This is a genomic window from Streptomyces sp. NPDC005866, assembly GCF_040629895.1.
Taxonomy (GTDB): domain Bacteria; phylum Actinomycetota; class Actinomycetes; order Streptomycetales; family Streptomycetaceae; genus Streptomyces.
The window spans coordinates 30,265-50,783 of record NZ_JBEXWP010000040.1 but is presented as its reverse complement, the minus strand read 5'-3'; the positions used below and the strand labels follow the sequence as shown (position 1 = coordinate 50,783).

17 protein-coding genes are annotated in these 20,519 nt (G+C 70.5%); 6 read left to right on the top strand and 11 right to left on the bottom strand.

Going from position 1 to position 20,519, the window contains the following annotated elements:
• The first annotated feature begins 75 nt into the window (after positions 1–75).
• Complete coding sequence (locus ABZ396_RS38170; RefSeq protein ID WP_358926670.1) at positions 76–1,365, top strand: helix-turn-helix domain-containing protein; 1,290 nt, start codon at positions 76–78, stop codon at positions 1,363–1,365.
• Between the two features lie 258 nt (positions 1,366–1,623).
• Here the strand turns inward: ABZ396_RS38170 and ABZ396_RS38165 are convergent, their stop codons facing one another.
• A complete protein-coding gene (locus ABZ396_RS38165; RefSeq protein WP_358926671.1) occupies positions 1,624–3,366 on the bottom strand; it encodes a pyruvate dehydrogenase in 1,743 nt (580 codons plus the stop codon).
• Positions 3,367–3,426: 60 nt separating this feature from the next.
• Positions 3,427–4,836 carry a protein phosphatase 2C domain-containing protein gene (locus tag ABZ396_RS38160; RefSeq protein ID WP_359186896.1) on the bottom strand — a complete coding sequence of 470 codons (1,410 nt, stop codon included), beginning with the start codon at positions 4,834–4,836 and terminating at the stop codon, positions 3,427–3,429.
• Between the two features lie 495 nt (positions 4,837–5,331).
• Between ABZ396_RS38160 and ABZ396_RS38155 the strand changes: the two genes are divergently transcribed.
• Positions 5,332–6,312 carry a helix-turn-helix domain-containing protein gene (locus tag ABZ396_RS38155; protein WP_358926452.1) on the top strand — a complete coding sequence of 327 codons (981 nt, stop codon included), beginning with the start codon at positions 5,332–5,334 and terminating at the stop codon, positions 6,310–6,312.
• A 25-nt stretch (positions 6,313–6,337) separates the two neighbouring features.
• On the opposite strand, the gene ABZ396_RS38150 is transcribed toward ABZ396_RS38155, so the two are convergent.
• From ABZ396_RS38150 to ABZ396_RS38125, 6 genes are all read right to left on the bottom strand, one after another.
• Positions 6,338–7,519, bottom strand: a complete 1,182-nt coding sequence (locus tag ABZ396_RS38150) for an SGNH/GDSL hydrolase family protein (protein ID WP_358926451.1) — start codon at positions 7,517–7,519, stop codon at positions 6,338–6,340.
• 195 nt (positions 7,520–7,714) lie between these two features.
• Positions 7,715–8,209 carry a methylated-DNA--[protein]-cysteine S-methyltransferase gene (locus ABZ396_RS38145; protein WP_358926450.1) on the bottom strand — a complete coding sequence of 165 codons (495 nt, stop codon included), beginning with the start codon at positions 8,207–8,209 and terminating at the stop codon, positions 7,715–7,717.
• The gene (locus ABZ396_RS38140) at positions 8,209–9,603 is read right to left on the bottom strand and encodes an AlkA N-terminal domain-containing protein (RefSeq protein WP_358926454.1); all 1,395 of its coding nucleotides are present in this window, start codon (positions 9,601–9,603) and stop codon (positions 8,209–8,211) included. Before ABZ396_RS38140 ends, ABZ396_RS38145 begins: the two co-directional genes overlap by 1 nt.
• Before the next feature lie 155 nt (positions 9,604–9,758).
• Positions 9,759–10,898 (bottom strand): ribosome small subunit-dependent GTPase A, encoded by a 1,140-nt coding sequence (gene rsgA, locus ABZ396_RS38135; protein WP_358926449.1) that lies wholly within the window; start codon positions 10,896–10,898, stop codon positions 9,759–9,761.
• Between the two features lie 501 nt (positions 10,899–11,399).
• The gene (locus tag ABZ396_RS38130; RefSeq protein WP_358926448.1) at positions 11,400–11,966 is read right to left on the bottom strand and encodes a SpoIIE family protein phosphatase; all 567 of its coding nucleotides are present in this window, start codon (positions 11,964–11,966) and stop codon (positions 11,400–11,402) included.
• 76 nt (positions 11,967–12,042) lie between these two features.
• Positions 12,043–12,201, bottom strand: coding sequence for a hypothetical protein (locus ABZ396_RS38125; RefSeq protein ID WP_358926447.1), 159 nt, complete (start codon positions 12,199–12,201; stop codon positions 12,043–12,045).
• 356 nt (positions 12,202–12,557) lie between these two features.
• On the opposite strand from ABZ396_RS38125, the gene ABZ396_RS38120 reads away from it, so the two are divergent.
• A complete protein-coding gene (locus ABZ396_RS38120; protein ID WP_358926446.1) occupies positions 12,558–13,382 on the top strand; it encodes an SDR family oxidoreductase in 825 nt (274 codons plus the stop codon).
• Here ABZ396_RS38120 and ABZ396_RS38115 read toward each other — a convergent pair.
• The 3 genes from ABZ396_RS38115 to ABZ396_RS38105 all read right to left on the bottom strand — a co-directional run bounded on the left by ABZ396_RS38115 (position 13,272) and on the right by ABZ396_RS38105 (position 16,087).
• Entirely contained in the window at positions 13,272–14,126 is an 855-nt protein-coding gene (locus tag ABZ396_RS38115) for an MFS transporter (RefSeq protein WP_358926445.1), read from the bottom strand. The genes ABZ396_RS38120 and ABZ396_RS38115 overlap by 111 nt on opposite strands.
• A gap of 54 nt (positions 14,127–14,180) precedes the next feature.
• Positions 14,181–14,369 carry a hypothetical protein gene (locus ABZ396_RS38110; RefSeq protein ID WP_358926444.1) on the bottom strand — a complete coding sequence of 63 codons (189 nt, stop codon included), beginning with the start codon at positions 14,367–14,369 and terminating at the stop codon, positions 14,181–14,183.
• 98 nt (positions 14,370–14,467) lie between these two features.
• A complete protein-coding gene (locus ABZ396_RS38105) occupies positions 14,468–16,087 on the bottom strand; it encodes an FAD-dependent monooxygenase (RefSeq protein ID WP_358926443.1) in 1,620 nt (539 codons plus the stop codon).
• 346 nt (positions 16,088–16,433) lie between these two features.
• Here ABZ396_RS38105 and ABZ396_RS38100 point away from each other — a divergent pair, with 346 nt between their 5' ends.
• The 3 genes from ABZ396_RS38100 to ABZ396_RS38090 form a co-directional block, all read left to right on the top strand.
• Positions 16,434–16,811 (top strand): hypothetical protein, encoded by a 378-nt coding sequence (locus ABZ396_RS38100; RefSeq protein ID WP_358926442.1) that lies wholly within the window; start codon positions 16,434–16,436, stop codon positions 16,809–16,811.
• A gap of 246 nt (positions 16,812–17,057) precedes the next feature.
• A complete protein-coding gene (locus ABZ396_RS38095) occupies positions 17,058–17,375 on the top strand; it encodes a CU044_2847 family protein (protein WP_358926441.1) in 318 nt (105 codons plus the stop codon).
• A gap of 104 nt (positions 17,376–17,479) precedes the next feature.
• Positions 17,480–20,519 (top strand): trypsin-like peptidase domain-containing protein (locus tag ABZ396_RS38090; RefSeq protein WP_358926440.1); only part of this gene is annotated, 3,040 nt, incomplete at its 3' end.

Here is a 20,519-nt window from a genome sequence, read left to right as displayed (position 1 = left end):
TTGCCGCCCTGGAACCATCCCAGCCCTGCTGACGTGCAGGTATAAGAGTGCCTGGGATACGGACGACCGGGGAAGGTGCCCGTGCGCGAGGACGTCGAGGAGTTCGCGGCGCTGCTGCGGCAGTTGAAGGACCGTACGGACCGGAGCTACGGCTCCCTGGCCCGCCGCCTGAACATGAACACCTCCACCCTGCATCGCTACTGCGCGGGCGAGGCGGTGCCGCTGGACTTCGCTCCGGTCGAGCGCCTGGCCGCGTTCTGCGGAGCGTCACCGGAGGAACGGCTCGAACTCCACGAGCGCTGGCTGCGGGCGGTGGCGGCACGGCAGCGACCGCGCACAGTGGAGGACACCGGAACCCAAGCGACCGAAGCGGAAGCCCAACCCCCGGAAGCCGTGGTGGAGTCCGGAGAGGAGCCGGTGCCGCGGCCCGCGCCACGGCCCTGGTACCGCCGGCGCCGCACCCTGGTCGCCTCGGCCGTGGCCACCGTCCTCCTGGTGACGCTGGGCAGTCTGTCCGCCCTCTCCGACGACCGGCCGCCCACCGGCACCGCGGCCCGGTCCCCCGGCTCCTCCCCCAGGACCGCAGCCGGTGACGCCGAGCGCCCCGACGCCACGCCCGTCACCCCGACACCGGACCCCCGCTCGCCCAGCCCCTCACGGTCCCCCTCGCCGGACGGCACCAAGACCCCCTCCGCCTCCACCGCCCCGAGCACGTCGGACACCCCCACCGCGACCGCCGTCCCCCTCACCTGGACCGCCAGTTCCCAGGTCTGGGAACTGGGCTGCGACCACGACTACGTCATCGACAAGCAGCCGGCGCAGGTCCCGCCGCCGCCCGCCCCGCAGGACGCCGGCACCTGGGCGGCCACCCAGAACGCGGTGCACGGCGGCGACACGATCGTCCAGATCTCGGTGCAGGGCCGTTCGTCCACCGCCGTCGTCCTGGAGGACCTGCGGGTGCGTGTGGTCGGCCGTACGGCGCCCGCACCGGGCGTCGCCTACTCGATGGCCGACGGCTGCGGCGGCGGGCTCACCCCGCGCTACTTCGACGTCGACCTGGACAAGGACCGCCCCATCGCCCGCCCGGTGGCCGGCGAGGGCCCGGACGGGCAGACCGTCTCGACCATGCGTCTGCCCTACCGGGTCTCGTCCACGGACCCGGAGGTACTGCGGGTCAACGCCGGCACCGAGGGCTGCGACTGCCGCTGGTATATCGAACTGGACTGGTCGTCCCAGGGCCGCTCCGGCACGGTCCGCGTCGACGACCACGGCCGGCCGTTCCGCACCAGCGCCATCAAGGGCCTGCCGCACTACTGGTACGGCTTCGTGAACGGCGTCCGCCAGTGGGTGCCGGTCGAGGGGTGAGCCAGGGGGTGTCGTCTGGATCAGGCCGGCTGTGAGGTGCGGTACGTCTTGACCGAGTCGAGCGGGGTCTGGTGCGTGCAGCTGCAAGGCGGAGGAGGCGTGGACAATCAGCCGCCACCGCGGCGGGCGACGCGGTGGGGGCACCCCCGGCCGAAGGCTGGGGGACGTCGGCGAGTGACGACAACGCGGCTGGGGGCACCCCCTCTGGGGGAGTGCGTGCCAGACCCCGCGACGCCGGCCTGATCCAGACGACACGCCCTAAGGCCTCGGCACGTGGCGCAGATTGGAGCGGGCCATCTGGAGCATCCGGCCCACGCCTCCGTCGAGGACCATCTTGGACGCGGAGAGCGCGAAGCCGGTGACCATCTCGGCCTTGATCTTCGGCGGGATGGACAGCGCGTTGGGGTCGGTGACGACGTCGATCAGGGCCGGCCCCTTGTGCTTGAAGGCGTCCTTCAGCGCACCGGCGAGCTGCTTGGGCTTCTCGACCCGCACCCCGTAGGCACCGCAGGCCTGGGCGACGGCGGCGAAGTCCGGGTTGACGTTGGTGGTGCCGTACGAGGGCAGGCCCGCGACCAGCATCTCCAACTCGACCATGCTGAGAGCCGAGTTGTTGAACAGTACGACCTTCACCGGCAGGTCGTACTGCACGAGTGTCAGGAAGTCGCCCATCAGCATGGCGAAGCCGCCGTCCCCGGACATCGACACGACCTGCCGCCGCCGGTCGGTGAACTGCGCGCCGATCGCCATCGGCAGCGCGTTGGCCATCGAGCCGTGCGAGAAGGAACCGATCACCCGGCGGCGGCCGTTGGGCGAGATGTAGCGGGCCGCCCAGACGTTGCACATGCCGGTGTCGACCGTGAACACCGCGTCCTCGTCGGCGAGCTCGTCGAGCACGGAGGCCACGTACTCGGGGTGGATCGGGACGTGCTTCTCGACATTCCGGGTGTACGCCTTCACCACCCCCTCCAGCGCGTCCGCGTGTTTCTTGAGCATCCGGTCGAGGAACCGCCGGTTCTCCTTGGTCCGCACCCGCGGCACCAGACAGCGCAGCGTCTCGCGCACATCGCCCCACACCGCCAGGTCAAGGCGGGAGCGGCGGCCGAGCACCTCGGGGCGGACGTCGACCTGGACGATCTGCACGTCGTCGGGGAGGAAGGCGTTGTACGGGAAGTCGGTGCCGAGCAGGATCAGCAGGTCGCACTCGTGGGTGGCCTCGTAGGCGGCGCCGTAGCCGAGCAGTCCGCTCATGCCGACGTCGTACGGGTTGTCGTACTGGATGTGCTCCTTGCCGCGCAGGGCGTGGCCCACCGGGGACTTGATCTTCCCGGCGAGTTCCATGACCTCCGCGTGCGCGCCGGCCGTGCCGCTGCCGCAGAACAGCGTCACCTTGTCCGCCGCGTCGATCATCGCGACGAGCTTGTCGAGTTCCTCATCGCCGGGGCGGGCGGTGGGCCGGGAGGTGACGATCGCGGCCTCGGCGGGATGCTCCGGGGCGGGCTCGTCGGCGATGTCGCCCGGCAGGCTCACCACGCTCACCCCACTGCGGCCGACCGCGTGCTGGATGGCGCTCTGGAGCAGCCGGGGCATCTGCTTGGGGCTGGAGATCAGCTCGCTGTAGTGGCTGCACTCCTGGAAGAGCCGGTCGGGGTGGGTCTCCTGGAAATAGCCCAGGCCGATCTCGCTGGACGGGATGTGCGAGGCGAGGGCGAGGACCGGGGCCATCGAACGGTGGGCGTCGTACAAGCCGTTGATGAGGTGCAGGTTGCCCGGGCCGCAGGAGCCGGCGCAGGCCGCCAGCTTCCCGGTGACCTGGGCCTCCGCGCCCGCCGCGAAGGCGGCGGTCTCCTCGTGGCGGACGTGGATCCAGTCGATGGCGGAGTTGCGGCGGACGGCGTCGACGACCGGGTTGAGGCTGTCGCCGACGACGCCGTAGAGGCGGCGTACTCCGGCGCGGACGAGGATGTCGACGAACTGCTCGGCGACGTTCTGCTTGGCCATGGCGGACGGATGCCCCTTCCCTGTGGGCGGATATCTCCCATCCACGCACAGAGACCGCCGTCACGCCTCCCAGACGGCCGCCGCCGTACGGTCGTCGGCGTAGCCCTTCACCCGTACCTGGGCGTCCGCGAGGAACGCGGCGAGGCCCGGCGGGGTACGGCCGGACCAGCGTCGGGCCAGATAGGCGCAGAGGGCGGGCTCGCCGCGCAGCGGGTCGGCGAGCCCGCCGCTGCACATCACGAGGGCATCACCCGGGCGGGCTACCGAGGCCCGGAAGAGGAACGGGTCGCGAGGCGGCTCGGGGGCCGGTTCGTAGGGGCTCGGCGGGGTCGGGATGCCGAGGTCCATGGTGAGCCGGTCGCCCTCCGGGCTCTCGGCGGGCGGCGACCCGAAGTCGACCACGGCCTCGCCGACGGTGTCGGTTTCGACGCGCGGTTCGATGTCCTGCCACTCGCCGTCCCGGAGCCGGAACAGTCCACCCTCCCCGACGCCGAAGAAGACCCGGGTACGGCACTGGAGCTGGGCGGGGATGAGCAGGCAGCGCAGGCTGGCCGCGTACTCGTCGGCGGCGATGCCCTGTTCGGCGGCGCTGGCGCGGAGTTTGCCGAGGGTGCGGTCGGTGAGCCGGTGCAGCCCGGACTTGAGGTCGCCGCGCCGGGCGGCCTGTATGTCCTCGGTCAGCCGCTGGTGGCTGCGGCCCACGGCCCGGGCGATCCACTCGCACGCCTCGGCGGCGGCCCGGTGGGCACCGGGGGTGGCCCGGGCGCCGGTGGCCATCGCGACCAGGAGCAGCGCCTGGTCGCCGGCCCCGAACCGGGCGGTGAGCAGGGCGTCGCGGCGCGGCTGACCCCGGTACCGGGCGGAGTCGCCACGCTGGGAGACGGCCCGCAGGGTGCAGGTGCCATAGCAGGCGCCGTCCAGCACGGTGTCGGCGACCAGGTCGCCGAGTTCGTCGGGGTCGGCGGCGGGCAGGGCGGTGGGTTCGGCGTCGTAGGTGGGCGGGCCGGAGCCGACGTACTCCACGGAGGAGACCGGGGCGGCCGGGGCGGAGTGCGGCGGGAGCGTGGCCAGGTCGGGCCGGGTGGCGGGGTGGGAGTCCGCCCAGGCGTCGCCCTCCGCCTCCAGGAACTCCTGATCCTCCTCGTCCCACGGCCAGGGCTTCCGGGCGGCCGCGGTGTCCTCGCCGGGTGGCTCGGCGGCGGGAGCGGCGGCCGCGCGTTGCGCCGGCACGGTCGGCGGCGTCGGCACAGTCGCGGACGGCACCGCAGCGGCCGGCGGCACCGGAGCGGCGCCCGGTTCGTCGGCGACGCCCCGCCGACCCCGTCCCGCCACCGTGTTCTTCGCCGAGGCGAAGCGGTCGTCCAGGGAATCGGGTGCGGCCGTGGGGCCGGTGTCCTCGGTGGAGTCGTCGTACAACTCCCCCCACCAGTCGTCCTCATGACGTGTGGGCCTACCCCCTGGCTGACTCATGCCCCTGATTGTCCACCGCACCGGCCGGATGAAAACGGGGCATCAGGAAAATCCCGCAGCCGACCCGGTGTCGAACGGCATGTCGAGGGACACCCTGAACACCCGTGCGAGGAAAGGGAGTCGAGGACACGCGGGAGATACGGGTGAGGGACGGCACGGATGACACGTATGAGCCGCCGGGTGGTCCCACCCCCCACGGGAGAACCACCCGGCGACACCTGAGTGACCCGGCCCCGGATCCCCCACGCGTGCGCGGGTCATGGGCCCGGGCCACCGTTCGCAGGGCCGGACGCGGTGGCGCCGGCCGGAGGCCAGATTGTGACGGGTGTTCCTTACGACCAGCCGTGAATCGCGGGTCTGGATCCCGTGTGAAGGTGCCGCGGTGACGTGATCTTGGCAGAGTGACCGGCGGTACGGCGATGATGTGCTGCGGCGGGTTTGCGCCGTGGCCGGTTCCCGCCATGGCGCCCGACGGCGAAGGAGGAACGCGGGTCGATGCTGGCAGCGCTCGGTCTGGACGAGAGGGACGAGTCGGCGTACCGGACGCTGGTCTCCGTGGGCGCCGCCGACGTGCCCGATCTGGCGCGGCGCCTGACGCTGACCGAGCCGGACACCGAGCGCGCGCTGCGCCGGCTGGAGCGGCACGGCCTGGCGGCCCAGTCCTCGGGCCGGCCGGGCCGCTGGGTGGCGGCGCCGCCGGGGGTGGCGCTGGGTGCGCTGCTCACCCAGCAGCGGCACGAGCTGGAGAAGGCGGAGCTGGCCGCGGCGCTGCTGGCCGAGGAGTACCGGGCGGCGGCCGCCGAGCCGGCGGTGCACGACCTGGTGGAGGTGGTGACCGGCGCCCCGGCCGTCGCCCAGCGCTTCCTCCAGCTCCAACTGGGCGCCGGTGACGAGGTGTGCGCGCTGGTCACCGGCAACCCGGTGGTGGTGTCCGGGATGGAGAACGAGGCGGAGGAGCAGGCGGCCGGCCGGGGGGTGCGCTACCGGGTGGTGGTGGAGCGGTCGGTGCTGGATCTGCCGCACGGGATCACGGAGTTGACGGCGGCGCTGGGCCGGGACGAGCGGGTGCGGGTGGTGGAGCGGGTCCCGACGAAACTGGTCGTGGCGGACCGCGCACTCGCGATGGTCCCGCTCACCTCGCACACCTCGGAGCCCGCCGCGCTCGTGGTGCACGCCAGCGGCCTACTGGAGCTGCTGTCCGAACTATTCGAGTCGGTCTGGCGTACGGCCCTGCCGCTGCGCCTCGGCACGTCCGGGGTGACCGAGGAGCAGCCGGACGCGCCCGACGCCACCGATCTGGAGGTGCTGTCACTCCTGCTGGCCGGGCTGACCGACGTGAGCGTGGCCAAACAGCTCGACCTGGGCCTCAGGACCGTACAGCGCCGGGTGAAGCGGCTGATGGAGCTCGCCGGGGTGACGACCCGGCTGCAACTGGGCTGGCACGCCTACGAGCGCGGCTGGGTGGCCCGGGACTGACCGGGGCGGCCCGCCGGGATCTACCTCAGAGCAGGTCGACGAGCCGGACGGCGGCGGCCAGGGCGCCCATGCCGGCGTCGTTGAAGTGCAGATGGTCGCCGGGGTCGTAGGCGGGCCGGATGCGCGCCGGATGCTGCGGGTCGCGGACGACGGCGTCGAAGTCGACGTACGCGTCGAAGACGTGCCGGGTGCGGATCAGCGCGTTGACCCGCTGTCGTACGGCCTCCCGGGCCTCGGTGTAGCCGCTGAACCCGGCGTACGGCGTGAGCGTGGCGCCGACGACCCGGATCCCGCGTGCGTGGGCGCGGGCCACGATGGTCCGGTAGGCACCCAGGAAGTCAGCGGGGTTCGTGGCCTCCGGGGTGCCCTTGATGTCGTTGATGCCTTCGAGGACGACCAGGGTCCGCACACCCGCCCGGGCGAGCCCGTCGGCGTCCAGCCGGTTCAGGGCGCCCGGCCCTCCGGTGCTGTCGGTCAGCAGCCGGTTGCCGGAGATCCCGGCGTTGAGGACGCCGATCCGGAAGGGGCGCAGCCGTTCCGCGAGGCGGTCGGGCCAGCGGTGGTTGGCGCCGAAGGTGGAGCCGTTGCCGTCGGTGAGGGAGTCGCCGAAGGCGACCACACTGCCGAGGGCCACACTCCGCACGTCGACACCGGTGACGTAGTACCAGTTCCCGGTGGTCCGGGTGTACGCGGCCCCGTCCTCGTCAGCCGCCCGGCCGGCACCGTGCCTGGCGAGGTAGCTGGTCTGGAGTGCGACACGGTGGTAGGTGGCGGGACCGGAGTCGCCCGGGGTCTCGACGGTGACCAGCAGGTCGGCGGCGGCCGGGACGGCGAGCGGTACCGGATCACTGACCAGGTCCTGCCCGACGGGTACGACGGCGGTGCCGGCGCCGGCGAAGGTGGCACCGCGCATCGACCCGGGTACGGCGTCCGGGCCGGTGCCCCGGCGCAGAGCGACGGTGACCGCGCCGAGCCGCAGCGGTGCGCTGCCGAGCCGGTTGCTGATCCGGAGCCGTACGGCACTGCCTCCGACGCTGAGATGGACGACGTTGCGGTAGGCGGCGCCGGGAACGGCGGGGGCGGTACCGGAAGGCGCGGTCGCCCAGCTCCCCGCCCAGAGCGAAGGGCCGGATTCGGCACCGGCCCGCACCGTCGTCCCCACCACCAACAGCAGCGCCGCGCCGAGAACCCGCCCGACCTTGCCCATCCACACCCGCCCTTCCGAAGGCCTACTGGAGGGGAAGGTGACATACGGATGATGAGCGTGGCGGCAACTTGACCGGGGGACCACTCGGGTGGCGGAGCGCGTGCCCGGCGGAGCGGCGCCATGGAGGAACGGGCCGCACCCCGGCCGCGGGTGGTGCGTGGGGGCTCGCGCGGTTCCCCGCGCCCCTTCAGGGCGCTAACCGACCGCCGCCCCTCCCTCCAGTGTCAGCAGCCACACCTTTCGCTCAAGTCCCCCCGCGTACCCGGTCATCGACCCGTCCGCACCGATCACCCGATGACAAGGCCGCACGATCAGCAACGGGTTGGCCCCGATCGCCCCGCCGACCGCCCGAACCGCCATCCTGGACGACCCGATCCGTGCGGCGATCTCCCCGTACGTCGTCGTCCCCCCGTGCGGAACGCCATCCAGCGCACCCCACACCCGCTCCCGGAACTCGGTCCCGTGCGCGCTCAACTCCAGCTGGAACTCCTTGAGTTCACCGGCGAAGTAGGCGGCGAGCTGCTCCTCGGCCGCACGGAAGGGCCCCGCGTCCGCGAGCCACCCCGCCTCGACGCTCCGGCCGCGCTTCTGCCCGGGGACGGAGAGCGACGTCAACGCCCCGTTCTCATCGGCGGTCAGGAGCAACTCCCCGACCGGCGAAGCGATCCGCGTCCAGTAGGTGACACCCATCAGTTCCTCAGCTCTCCTTCCACAAGCAGGTGCCGGACGGCATACGACCGCCAGGGCCGCCAGTCGTCCGGTATGTCCAGGCCGGGCGCGGCCACGTCGGGATCGCCGAGCGCGCGGACGCGGATCGCGGCGACGACCGCCGGCTCCACTCCGGGCAGGGCCCGCAGAGCCGCCTCCGCGTCTTCCCGGTCGGCGCCCGGGTCCAGCCGTACCGTGCCGTCCGCGAGCGCGGCGGCGAGCGCGCCGAGGCTGCCGTCCGGCTCGGCCTCGGCGAGCACGGCGGGCTCCGGGAAGAGGTGGGTGAGGCTGCCGGAGGGCGCGTCGATCACCTTGCCGTACCGCTGGACCAGCCGCTCGGTGCCGGCGGTGCCGGCCAGGGCCCGTACGGCGGCCTCGGCCGGATCCGCGGCGCCGGGTGAGCGCAGCCCCGGCCGCGCGGCGACCAGCGGGGCGAACCGTGGGTCGTCGGCGAGTCGCTCGTCGATGGCGTACGGGTCGGCGTCGAGGTCGAACAGCCGGCGCAGTCGCTGTACGGCGGTGGTCAGGTCACGTGGGTCGGTGAGGCGCAGCCGGGCGTCGAGCCAGCCGCCGGGATGGGCACCGCTGACCGAGGTGGTGGTACCGCCGCGCTCCTCGACGGCCACGACGGCATGGCCGTACGGCAGTCGCAGGGTCCGGCGGTAGGTGCGGGCGCCGGGGACGCCGGTGACCTCCTCCACGCCGGGCACGGCCTCTCGTTCCAGCAGGTCGAAGACGGGGCCGGCCTGGTACGGGCCGCGGTGGGCGAGCCGCAGCGGGATCCCGGCGGCCGGCGAGCCGCGCCGGGCGTCCCGGCCGCCGGGCGCCGCCTCGCGCAGCTCGCTCGGGGTCGTGGCGTACACGGCGCGGACGGTGTCGTTGAACTGCCGCACGCTCGCGAACCCGCTCGCGAACGCGATCTCCGTGATCGGCAGCTCGGTGGTCTGGAGCAGCACGCGTGCGGTGTGGGCCCGCTGGGCCCGGGCGAGGGCGACCGGGCCGGCGCCGAGCTCGGCGACGAGCTGCCGCTGCACCTGGCGGGCGCTGTAGCCGAGCCGGTCGGCGAGGCCGCCGACGCCCTCCCGGTCCACGACGCCGTCGCCGATCAGCCGCATGGCCCGGCCGACGACGTCGGCGCGGGCGTTCCACTCGGCGGACCCGGGCACGGCGTCCGGGCGGCACCGGCGGCAGGCCCGGAAGCCGGAACCCTGTGCCGCGGCGGCGGTGGGGAAGAAGCGGACGTTGTGCCGCTTGGGGGTGACGGCGGGGCAGCTGGGACGGCAGTAGATGCCGGTGGTCCGCACGGCGAAGAAGAACGCGCCGTCGAACCGGCCGTCCCGGCTGCGCACCGCCTCGTACCTGGTGTCTTCGTCCATCACGCTTCAAGTGTGAGCGATGCGGAGGGACGGAGCTGGCGGGAATCGGACGTGACACTGGGGGCCGGGCGAGATGGGGCCGCCTACCGGCGGTGTACCGATATGCGGCTCCGCCGCCGGGGTCGATCAGCCCCCACGCACCCGCCTTCGGACGACTACCGCCACCGCCCCCTCTTGGCCTCCATCGCCGCCTTCCCCTCCGCGCCCCTCTTCTTCCAGTCCTTCTTGATCCCGGACCGGAGCCGCGCGTCCGTCTTCGCGACGATCCACCGGTTCTCCCGCATCAGCTTGCGGTAGCTCTCCAGCCGGCGCACGGGCAGTTCCCCGGTCTCCACCGCGAGGCGGACCGCGCAGCCCGGCTCGCTCTCGTGCTCGCAGTCGGAGAACCGGCATCCCTGTGCCAGTTCCTCGATCTCGGAGAACACCTGCCCGACCCCGGTCCCGGCGTCGAACAGGCCCACGCCTCGCAGCCCAGGGGTGTCGATCAGCACTCCCCCTCCCGGCAGCGCCAGCAGGTTGCGGGTGGTCGTGGTGTGGCGGCCCTTGCCGTCGACGTCCCGGGCGGCCTGGACGTCCATCACGTCCTCGCCCACCAGCGCGTTGGCGAGAGTGGACTTGCCCGCGCCGGACTGGCCGAGCAGTACGGACGTACCCGAGCGGACGAGGGCGACGAGGGCGTCCAGGCCCTCCCCCGCCACCGCGCTGACGGTGAGGACCGGCACACCGGGCGCGCTCGTCTCGACGTCCTCCACCAGATGCCCGAGCGTCACCGGGTCCGGGACGAGGTCTGCCTTGGTGAGGACCACGACCGGCTGAGCCCCGGACTCCCAGGAGAGTGCCGACTTATACAGCAGGGCCTCACCACTCGAACAGGACATGGCAAGCGCCAGGAACCGCTCGATCCGCCCGAGGTCGAATTCGACCGCGAGCGACACACAGATGACTACATGATCGATGTTAGTGGCCAGAACCTGGCCCTCGGAACGCCTCGACGAGGTCGAGCGCACGAAGGCGGTACGACGGGGCAACAGCGTCCGTACGTACCGCGGGTCACTGCCTTCGGGGTCGACGGCGACCCAGTCCCCCGTGCACACGACCTTCATCGGGTCGTGGGGAACGACGAACTCGGTGTCGGCTCGGACGACACCAGCAGGGGTGACGACGTCGCACTGGCCACGGTCGACCCGTACGACACGGCCGGGCAGGAGACCCTGTTCGGCATATGGAGCGAACTCGGCTTCCCAGTCCACATCCCAGCCGTACGGAGCGAGAGGGTGCGACGAGGAAGAGACCAAGGGAGAAGAGAAAGACAAGGGGTGACCCTTCACAAGGGCGGCCCCGGCCTAGCGCCGATCAATAGGCGCGCGGAAGAGAGTCGGTCAGCCGGAGGCCACGGAGGTGGACTTGATGAACTTCTGGATGCGGGCAGCGCCCATCGCAACAACAGCCATCGGTCAACACCTCCCAAGCCGGACCACCGGCGACAACCACAAGGTCGCCGCTCGAACAGCAACCACCCTAGACGTACATCCAAATGCGGTGCCACCAAATAACTATCACGCCCTCACCGCGGCATGCGTGGACAGCTGTGCACCGTATGCCGGTCTCAACACCCGAGGGACAGCGCCGACGCGGCTTACGCCGCAAGCTCCACTCCTTCGCTGCCAAAATTGATCCCCGCCAGCTCCACCACTGGCCTCCGGTAGCTGACGTCCACACCCGACTGCGTCGTGAACTCCACCATGTCGTAGCGAAGCGCACACTTCACCGGCCCACTCCCCGTGCCCGCGCATGCCTCAACGGGGGACGGCGTCCTCGATGTAGGCGACCAGCTCCGGCAGCGGGATCCGGCGATGTGCGGCGGCGCGGAAGGCGCCCAGCACGATCGCGGTGTCGCTGATGGAGGGGAGTCCCTTGCCCCGGACGTCTCCTATGAGCAGCCGCGTGGAGCCGGGGATCCGGGCGGCGGCGTACAGGTCGCCGCCGATGGTCGCGTCCGCATCGGCGCTGCGGTACTGCGAGGCAAGAGTGACGGATCCGGTCCGCTGCGGCAGAGGCCGCAGTACGACGCGCTGTGCCGCGTCGGATACCGAGCGGACCCGGACCAGTTCGCGTTCGCGCCGGTCCCGTAGACGAGTGAACAGGAAGAGGAAGGCACAGACGGCGAGGAGGACGGAGAGTTCGACCAGGACACTCTCGGTGGCCAGTGTCCGGCGCTCCAGGCCGGCCCAGACCAGTGCGAGAACCGCCAGTGCCCCGATCATCGCGGTGGCGCGCGGCCCGGTGCCCACCGCGGTGACCGCCACCGCGACGACGAGGAGGTGAGCGAGAAGGATGTCCGGCGGCAGGAACCCGTCGGCCACCGGGCTCGGAATACGAGACCAAGTACTACCGCGAAACCATGAAACCCCAGGTCACAGTCACGACCTAGAGTCTCGATCAAACCCGGAACGGTTCAGGGTGCGTGCTGTCGCGGTCCCTGATCAGGTGCGTGACCGTGACGAAGGCGTACCGGAGGTCCATGACCAGATGCCCGGGCGGCCCGGTGACCCAGTTGACGCTGGGGTGGGCGGTCTCGCCGACGACGTGGTGCGACAATTGGTGTGGTCGATGACCGCGGAGACTTACAGCCTCGCGCTGTTCGGGGTTGAACGTGCGAGATTGGGAAGGCGCCAGCAGGTAAGATCACTCGCCATATCCTGATCAGGCCGACCGACAAGATTGCCGAACTGGCCGCCGCCTGTCGAAGGCCAGCGAGTGTGTGGTCGATCTTGTGTCGCCCGGCGCCGGATGGACGGCGCAGGCCGAGCGCGAAGCGCGCACGAGCAGGTGATCAACGGGGCCGACCCTACTCGTGTGGCTCCCACGGCCGGTCTGAACCTCTGTCCCGGGGGCCAGATCAGATATCGCCGCGAAATCACGGGGAAGCAGCGTCAGATGATGGGGAATACGCCATGACACAGAAGAACTGGTTCATTACAGGTGCCTCGCGGGGCTTCGGGCGGGAGTGGGCGATCGCGGCGCTGGAACGCGGTGACTCGGTGGCCGGGACGGCGCGTGATCTGTCCACGCTGGACGATCTTGTCGCGACCTACGGACAGCGGTTCCTGCCTCTGCAACTCGATGTCACGGACCGCGACGCCGACTTCGCCGCGGTACGGCAAGCGCACGAGCGATTCGGGCGCCTCGACGTGGTGGTCAACAACGCCGGGTATGGCCACTTCGGGATGGTCGAGGAGATCACCGAGGCGGAGGCCCGCGCGCAGTTGGAGACCAACCTGTTCGGGGCGTTGTGGGTCACCCAGGCGGCGCTGCCGTTCCTGCGCGAGCAGGGTAGCGGTCACATTCTGCAGGTTTCCTCTATAGGTGGGATCAGCGCCTTCCCGTTGGTCGGCATCTACCACGCATCAAAGTGGGCGCTCGAAGGAATCAGCCAGTCGCTGGCCCAGGAGGTAGCGTCGTTCGGCATCAAGGTAACGCTGATCGAGCCTGGCGGGTTCGCCACCGACTGGGCCGGTTCCTCGTCGCGCAGGTCAGAACAGTTGCCAGCGTACGCGGACTACCACGAGCAGGTGCAGGAGCAGCGCCGCAAGCGCGTCGGCACCCCGGGTGACCCGAATGCATCCGCCGCAGCCGTCCTGAAGCTCGTGGATGCCGCTGAGCCGCCGCTACGATGCTTCCTCGGTACGGTACCGCTCGGTATCGCGAAGGCCGACTACGAGCAACGTCTGGCGACGTGGGAGAAGTGGCAGCCGGTGGCGGAGCTGGCACAGGGCTGAGTAGAGGATCTCCTGCCGGCGGACGGCCGCTTCGGCACGCAGGTCGGGGCAGGGCGCGACCGAAGAGGCGGATCTAATCCACGCCGGGGATGACCCAATCGTAGAGGGTGCGTTTCTTCCTGAGTCATCCAGCGGCCCTTCGGGCCTCGCGTTGGGGCGGGAAAATTGGGGCGGGTTCGGCGTCCGCGCTCCGTGCCCAGGCAGTGGGCGGCAGGATGACTGCTGTCGTGGCCACGGTCCCCATTGGGCCAGTGCACCCGCGACACCTGCGCCGAGTCCGAAGCCCGCTGTCTGGCAGAGCGAGGCGCGCCGCGCCGCGAGCCCGGAATCCGTGCTGCTGGACAGCTCCTTGACCCAGCTGGTGCCCACCGCCATGGCGATGCCCACCGCGACGCCGGTCAGTAGCCGGCCGCCGTAGATGGGCCAAGGGCCGTCGGTGCCGAAGGCCAGCACCAGGCTTGCCACGGCTGAGGCTGCCGTCCCGGCCACCAGCACCGTCCGGCAGCCGCGCCGGTCCGAGATCGGCCCGGCGAGCAGCAGCCCGGGCACCAGCCCCACGACGTATGCGCCCAGGAAGGCGTCGACGCTCAGCGCCGAGTAGCCACCGAGCCGGCGGTACATCAGCAGCAGGGGGGTGAACTGGTTGCCGCCCCAGCCGCAGACGAACATCGCCGCGGCGACCACCGCCCAGGAACGCGGGCGGGAGGCGGTGGGAGGACAGGTCGGCTGCACGGTTTCGAGCATGGTGACGTGAAATTCCTCGGTATGCGTAGGTAGGCGGGTGCGCCGTCCGCTGCGTCAGCGATCGCTGCTGCGGCTGCCCGGCGAGCCGTGTGTCGCGGCCAGATGAGCGCGCAGGGCCTCACTGAAGGCGCCGCTCGCCCCGGCGCAGAGGTGATTGAGCAGGGTCTCGTGCTCGGCGTCTACCGGGCGCTCGCCGAGCACGCCGAGCGCGAGGCGTACCCCGAAGCCGTCGAACAGGCCCACGCCGACTTCGCCGCCCTCCAGGCCGGCGAAGTCTCCGGACCCCGCCTTGCTCTCCCTGACCGAGCGTCACCCTGATTACGGAAAGCTACGGCCGTCGTTCACCGTCCGAGCAGGCGCCGGATCACGTCGTCCAGTTCGCGTCCGTCGACTGCAGGTCCATCGTCGGTCCTCCAGGCCACGAAGCCGTCCGGGCGCACGAGGACCGCTCCGTCGGGTGTCGTCCCGTGAACGGCCGACCAGTCGGGACCTTCTCCGGTGTCGAGGTCGTATGCGGCTCCCCGGCCGATGAGGTGGGCCTCGAGCGGCACACCCAGCCGTCCGGCCGCCCCGCGCGCCGCTTCGGACCAGTCCGGGCGCCCGCAAAGCAGGACGAAGGAGTGCTCGTACAGGTCGATGGTGGAGAGGACCTCACCGCCGCGTACGACCTGCATGTGGGGGGCGCGGGAGCCCGGGTCGGCACACAGGCGCAACAGGTCGGGGACGACGGGTCCGTCGGCACCGGCCACCGCCGGGGACGTGTAGCGGTATCCCAGCGCCACCGTGATCGGTACCTCGGAGTATCCCGCCGATTTCCTGGCGGTGTAACCGGAGTTCTGGTCGCTGCGTGCCTGGATGGTCGACCGTGCACTGATGGCCTGGGCCAGGGGGCGGCGCTCGGCCTCGTAGGTGTCGAGGAGCCGGGGGTCCGCCCAGCCGCGCAGGACAGCGGCGACCTTCCACGCGAGGTTGTGTGCGTCCTGAATGCCGATGTTGGCGCCGAAGGCTCCGGTCGGCGGCATTTCGTGTGCCGAGTCACCGACGAGGAACACCCTGCCGTCCCGGTAGGCGTCCGCCAGCCGCTCCGCGGCGCACCAGGGCGCCTTGCTGGTGATCTCGATATCCAGGTCGCGCATTCCGGCCGCCGCGCGGATGTGCTCGGTACACAGCTCGTCGGTGAAGTGCTCGGCCGTCTGTCCCCTCTCGGGGAACCAGGGCAGCTGGAAGACCCAGCGCTCCTTGTCGTCCACGGGCTGCAGCACGCCCTGGCCCGCGGGATCGGTGACGTAGCACAGGACGAAATGGTCCTCCCCCACCATCTCGCGCAACATCCTGCTGCGGAAGACGATGCTGAGGCGGTGGAACAGGACTCCCGGTCCCGTCTGCCCGATGCCGAGCCGCTCGCGCACGGTGCTGCGTGCTCCATCGGCTGCGAGCAGGTAGTCCGAGCGCAGTGTGCGGGACTCACCGGACTCCGTGTCGCGCACGACAGCCGCTACCCCACGATCGTCCTGTGTGAACGACATCAGCTCCGTCGCGAACCGTACGTCCCCGCCGAGTTCCCTGATGCTCCGCAGCAGCACCGGTTCGAGGTCGCTCTGGGGGCAATCGCAGCGAACTGCCGAACAAAGACCGTGCTCGGGCGGTCTGCCGGTGACCGGCGCCTGCAGCCACTCTCGGCGTTCGCCGTGCAGCGTGTCCACCCGGAGGATCCCCCGGTTGTGGGACAGGTTTCCCGCCGCCCGGCGCATCGCCGGCTCCAGGCCTGCGGTCCGGAAGAGTTCCATCGTCCGCATGTTGGTGCGCCGGCCGCGCGGGTGCCCCGACAGCGTCGTGCGGCGTTCGACAACCTGGTGACGGATACCCAGTCGCCCGAGGAACAACGATGCGGACAGTCCTACGAGCGATCCCCCGGCAATCAGCACGGGTACATGTTCGTCACCGTCACCGCTGTCGATCATATGATCGTCTCCTCCAGGGTCCGGGGCGCCGTGCTGTACCAGCGCCTCCCTGTAGGACTCTCCCCCATCCTCTGCCGACTTCCGGCCGATCACGCCCGAGTGATCGCCTGGATGCCGTATAGAGGCTGGGCGCCTTCGCCGATGAGGCCGCCGCCCGGCGCTGGCTGGAAGACCGCAGCAGTCCGCTGCCGCAGCCGCCGGACTACCGCGGTGAGGCCGCCGCCCGGCTGACCCGCGCCGCCCTCACCCGGTCCGCGGGTGCCTCCGCGATCCCGAAAGCCAGCCTCGACACGGGCAACGCGACGTCGGCAGGAACGGCCCAGCGGCCGGACCCTCGGAGGCCGACGTGAGCCGCGCCGGCCTCGCCTTCGCCGCCCACCCGGACGCTATCGCGGACCTGCGCCAACTCCCCGACGAAATCCGCGACCTGGCGCTGCTGGAACTGCAGAACCTGGTCCAAGGCAGCGACGACTGCCTGCCTCTGACCGGCCGCCTCGCGGGCTTCCACAAGGTCTACGTCGATCCGGCCGTCTCCTACCGGATGGTGATCCAGTTCCGCCCGGCCCCGCCCACCTCGACCCACAAACGCGAGATCTACCTCGTCGCGGCCGGTGCCCGGGATCTCGGACTCGACGCTGCCGTCGATGCCAGCCTCACCACCCCGCACCATAACGGCCGACCAAGGGCGTCAACACGCGCACGAAGGAGATCACGAGGCAAGTGAAGGGCCGAGCCGGATTCACCCCCCTGCGCCACCGAATTGCCCTCCAGCGATCATCGCATAGCGCAACCGTCGATTACCGACAGCAAAATTGAGGATAGCCCCCTGCGACTGTGCAGCTGAAGTGAGTGGTGGGTGTGCAAGTTCTGGTGACCTCAAGGTGAATCGTATCTTCGGTGGCATGATGAGTGGCTACGGTGCATTCCAGCTGGGCTGTGTTCGGGGGAATTGATGCAGAGTCTTGTACGCATGCCACTTGAGGGCGGCGGAACCGTGCTCTTCGAGGCGGCACCGGAAGTCGACGGGCCGGTGAAGGCGGGGCGGGTCAGGGAGGCGATCCGTGAGCTGCCGCAGACGCTGCAGGATGCTCTGGCCCCAGTTCGGGAGACAGCACGAACGGTGGTGGACCAGTTGCGACAAGCCGGACCGGATGAGGTGGAAGTGGAGTTCGGGGTGAATCTCTCGGCCCAGGCCGGAGCCGTCATCACAAAGGGCGAGGCAGCAGTTCACCTCAAGGTCCGCGTGTTGTGGCATAGCGGGGAGTCGTCCATGGACAGCACGGGGTGAGGGCCGGGAATGTGCCCGAGGAGAACAGCCTCCCATTGGGCCTCGGGAGCGGCCGTGCTGGGGCTGAGGACGATCCCACGAAGGGTGGCGCATGGCAGTCTTCAGTGCCAGCTTCGGTCGCTCAGGTCCTCGCGGAGGACGGCCGTGTGGCCGGAGCAAGCTTCCTGATCGAGGAAGACGTCGCCGTCACCTGTGCACACGTCGCGCGAGATGCTGGAGCAAGCCCCGGTGGTCGGGTAGTACTTGCCTTCCCGCACCTCCGAGACACCCCGCGAGTGGCAGGTCGGGTGCTCGTCGACCAGTGGCGGCCGCCTGAAGCGGAAGACATCGCCGTCGTACGGCTGGAGAGTGCTCCAGCGGGCGCATGGCCACTGGCGCTGGGGGCGGCGGGCTGTCGGGGGCATCGCGTGTCCTCGTTCGGCTTCCCCGATCAAGCACCCCCGGGCGGCCATTTCGGATACGGCACTGCTGGCGACATCCTCCCCGACAGTCACGGTACTGGCCCGCTGCTGCAGTTGTCCGAGGCGAACGACCTGACGACCGGGTTTAGCGGCGCACCGGTCGTGGACGAGCTAACCGGTCTGGTCATCGGCATGGTCACCTCGATCACCGCCCCGGACGCCCACCTCAAGGGTCTGGGCATTGCGTACAGCACACCCGCTGAGGTCCTGCGGGAAGTCCGGCCGGAGCTGGTCGAGCACCAGGTGTGTCCTTACCGAGGTCTAGAGCCGTTCACCGCAGAGCACGCCGGGCGGTTCCACGGCCGGGAGAGCGCCGTGGAGAGCGTGCTGGCGGCACTGCAGCGACAGCCACGGCTGCTGTTACTGCTCGGCCCTTCCGGCGCAGGCAAGTCTTCCCTAGTCCAGGCCGGCCTCCTGCCGGCCCTCGCCGCAGGGGCCTTACCCGGCAGTGACCGCTGGCTCCCCCTTCTCGCCCGCCCGGGCCAGGACCTGCTGGCCGAGCTGGAACGCGCCGGCCTCCCCGGAGCCGCGAGTGACGGTATCGTGCCGGCGGTGGAGCGCCGCCTCGCCGCCGACCCGGACTGCGACAGGCTGATTATGGTCATCGACCAGTTCGAGGAACTCCTCACCCAGGCGCCCCAGTCAGCTGATGGCCAAATGCACGACCAGCACGTGTCCACAGTTCGGCAGTTGGTGGCGGCGATCAAGTCGCGCCCCTCGCTCAGCGTAGTCCTGATCATGCGAGACGACTTCTATTCACGTCTGGCCGCTTCGGCTCCCCAGCTCCTGGAGGCCGCGGCGCCCGGATTGCTCAACGTTCCTGCCACGCTGAACAATTCGGAGCTGAAAGCGATCATCACCCGGCCTGCCGAGGCAGTAGGAGCGCGATTCGAGGTCGGGCTGCCAGAGCGGATCATCTCCGATGTGCTCGCCGCGGACCCTGCGCGACAGGCACCCGTCACCCTCCTTGCGCCCCTGGAACTGGCACTGAGTCAGCTGTGGGAGCGCCGCGAGGACGGCCGGCTCACGCACCGGGCCTACCAGCGCATCGGCGAGGTCACCGGTGCTCTGACGATCTGGTGCAACACCGCCATCAACCACCTCCCTGCCGACCACCACCCGACCGCGCAGCGGGTACTCACCGCTCTGGTGCGGCCCGGAGACGAGGCCCAAGGCGTCCCGGCAACGCGCCGGCAGGTTCCGCTCACCCGTCTACGTGCTCTGACCGTCGACACCAGGCTGACGGGCTCAGCGGCTGATTCGGTCTTTGACGACGTGGTGGCCGCGTTGACCCGCTACCGCATCATCACTACCGGTACCGCAACGCAGTCCGGTGGTGCTCCAGGTGAGCCAATGGCCGAGCTCATCCACGACGCTCTCATCCGCGACTGGAACGACCTGCGCGATTGGGTGCTCCAGGACCACCGATTTCAAGTCTGGCTGCATCGCGTTACCGAGCAGAAGGCGCGCCACGCGCAAAGCGGCCATACCGGGGATCTGCTGGTCGGAACCACACTCGCGGAAGGGCTGGACTGGGCTCGTCAGCGCTCGCTTCCTGTTGACATCACTACGTTCCTGACGGCCAGCCAGCTGAATCAGCAGTCTGCTCTTCGTCGTACCCGCCGCCTCAACTCCTTCCTGGCCGGCATTTTGGCACTCGCCCTGATCGCCACGGCCGTGGCCTTCTGGCAACGGCAGGACGCTGTCACTGCACAGCAGGCTGCCCTCGCCGCACAGCGCCAGGCCCAGTCAAGACAACTGGCCGCACAGTCCACGACGTTGTTGGACAGCAATCCCGATTTGGCCTCGCTCCTGGCCGTCCAGGCCCACCAGGCCAATACCACGGCCGAAGCCACCGCCAGCCTCTACATCGCTGCCGCGCTTCCTCTGCGTCATCGCCTCGCCGGGCACACCGAATCCGTGGATGCAGTGGCGTTCAGCCCCGACGGCAAAACCCTCGCCAGCGGCAGCTGGGACAACACCGTACGGTTCTGGAACGTGGACAGCGGCAAAACACGTAGCGTCCTGCGCGGCCTCTCCGACACTGTCGGGGCGCTCGGGTTCAGCCCGGACGGCAAGACGCTCGTCACCACCAACTTGGACAACAGCGTGCAACTGCGGAACACCGAGGACGGCAAACTCCGCCACGTCCTGCGCGGTCACACGGGCACTGTGGGTTCGGCAGCCTTCAGTCCCGACGGCAAAACCCTCGCCACCGGCAGCGAAGACAGCACTGTGCGCCTGTGGGACGCAAACAGCGGCAAACTCCGCGGAATCCTCCGCGGCCACATCGACCCCATGCTTTCGGTGGCTTTCAGCCCGGACGGCAAAACCCTCGCCACCCCCGGTGTGGACAGCACCGCGCGCCTGTGGGATGTGGGCAGCGGCAAACCCCGCGGTCTCCTGCCAGGCCGAAGCGGCGCGGCGTCGCTGGCCTTCAGTCCGGACGGCGAGAGCCTTGCCAGCGGGAGCGGCGACGGCACCGTGCGCTTGTGGGACGCGAACAGCGGCGAACCCCGCAACACCCTCCGAGGCCACAGCGACGTCGTCGGCTCGTTGGCCTTCAGTCCGGACGGCGCTGTTCTCGCCAGCGGGAGCGGCGACGGCACCGTGCGCTTGTGGGACGCGAACAGCGGCGAACCCCGCAACACCCTCCGAGGCCACAGCGACGTCGTCGGCTCGT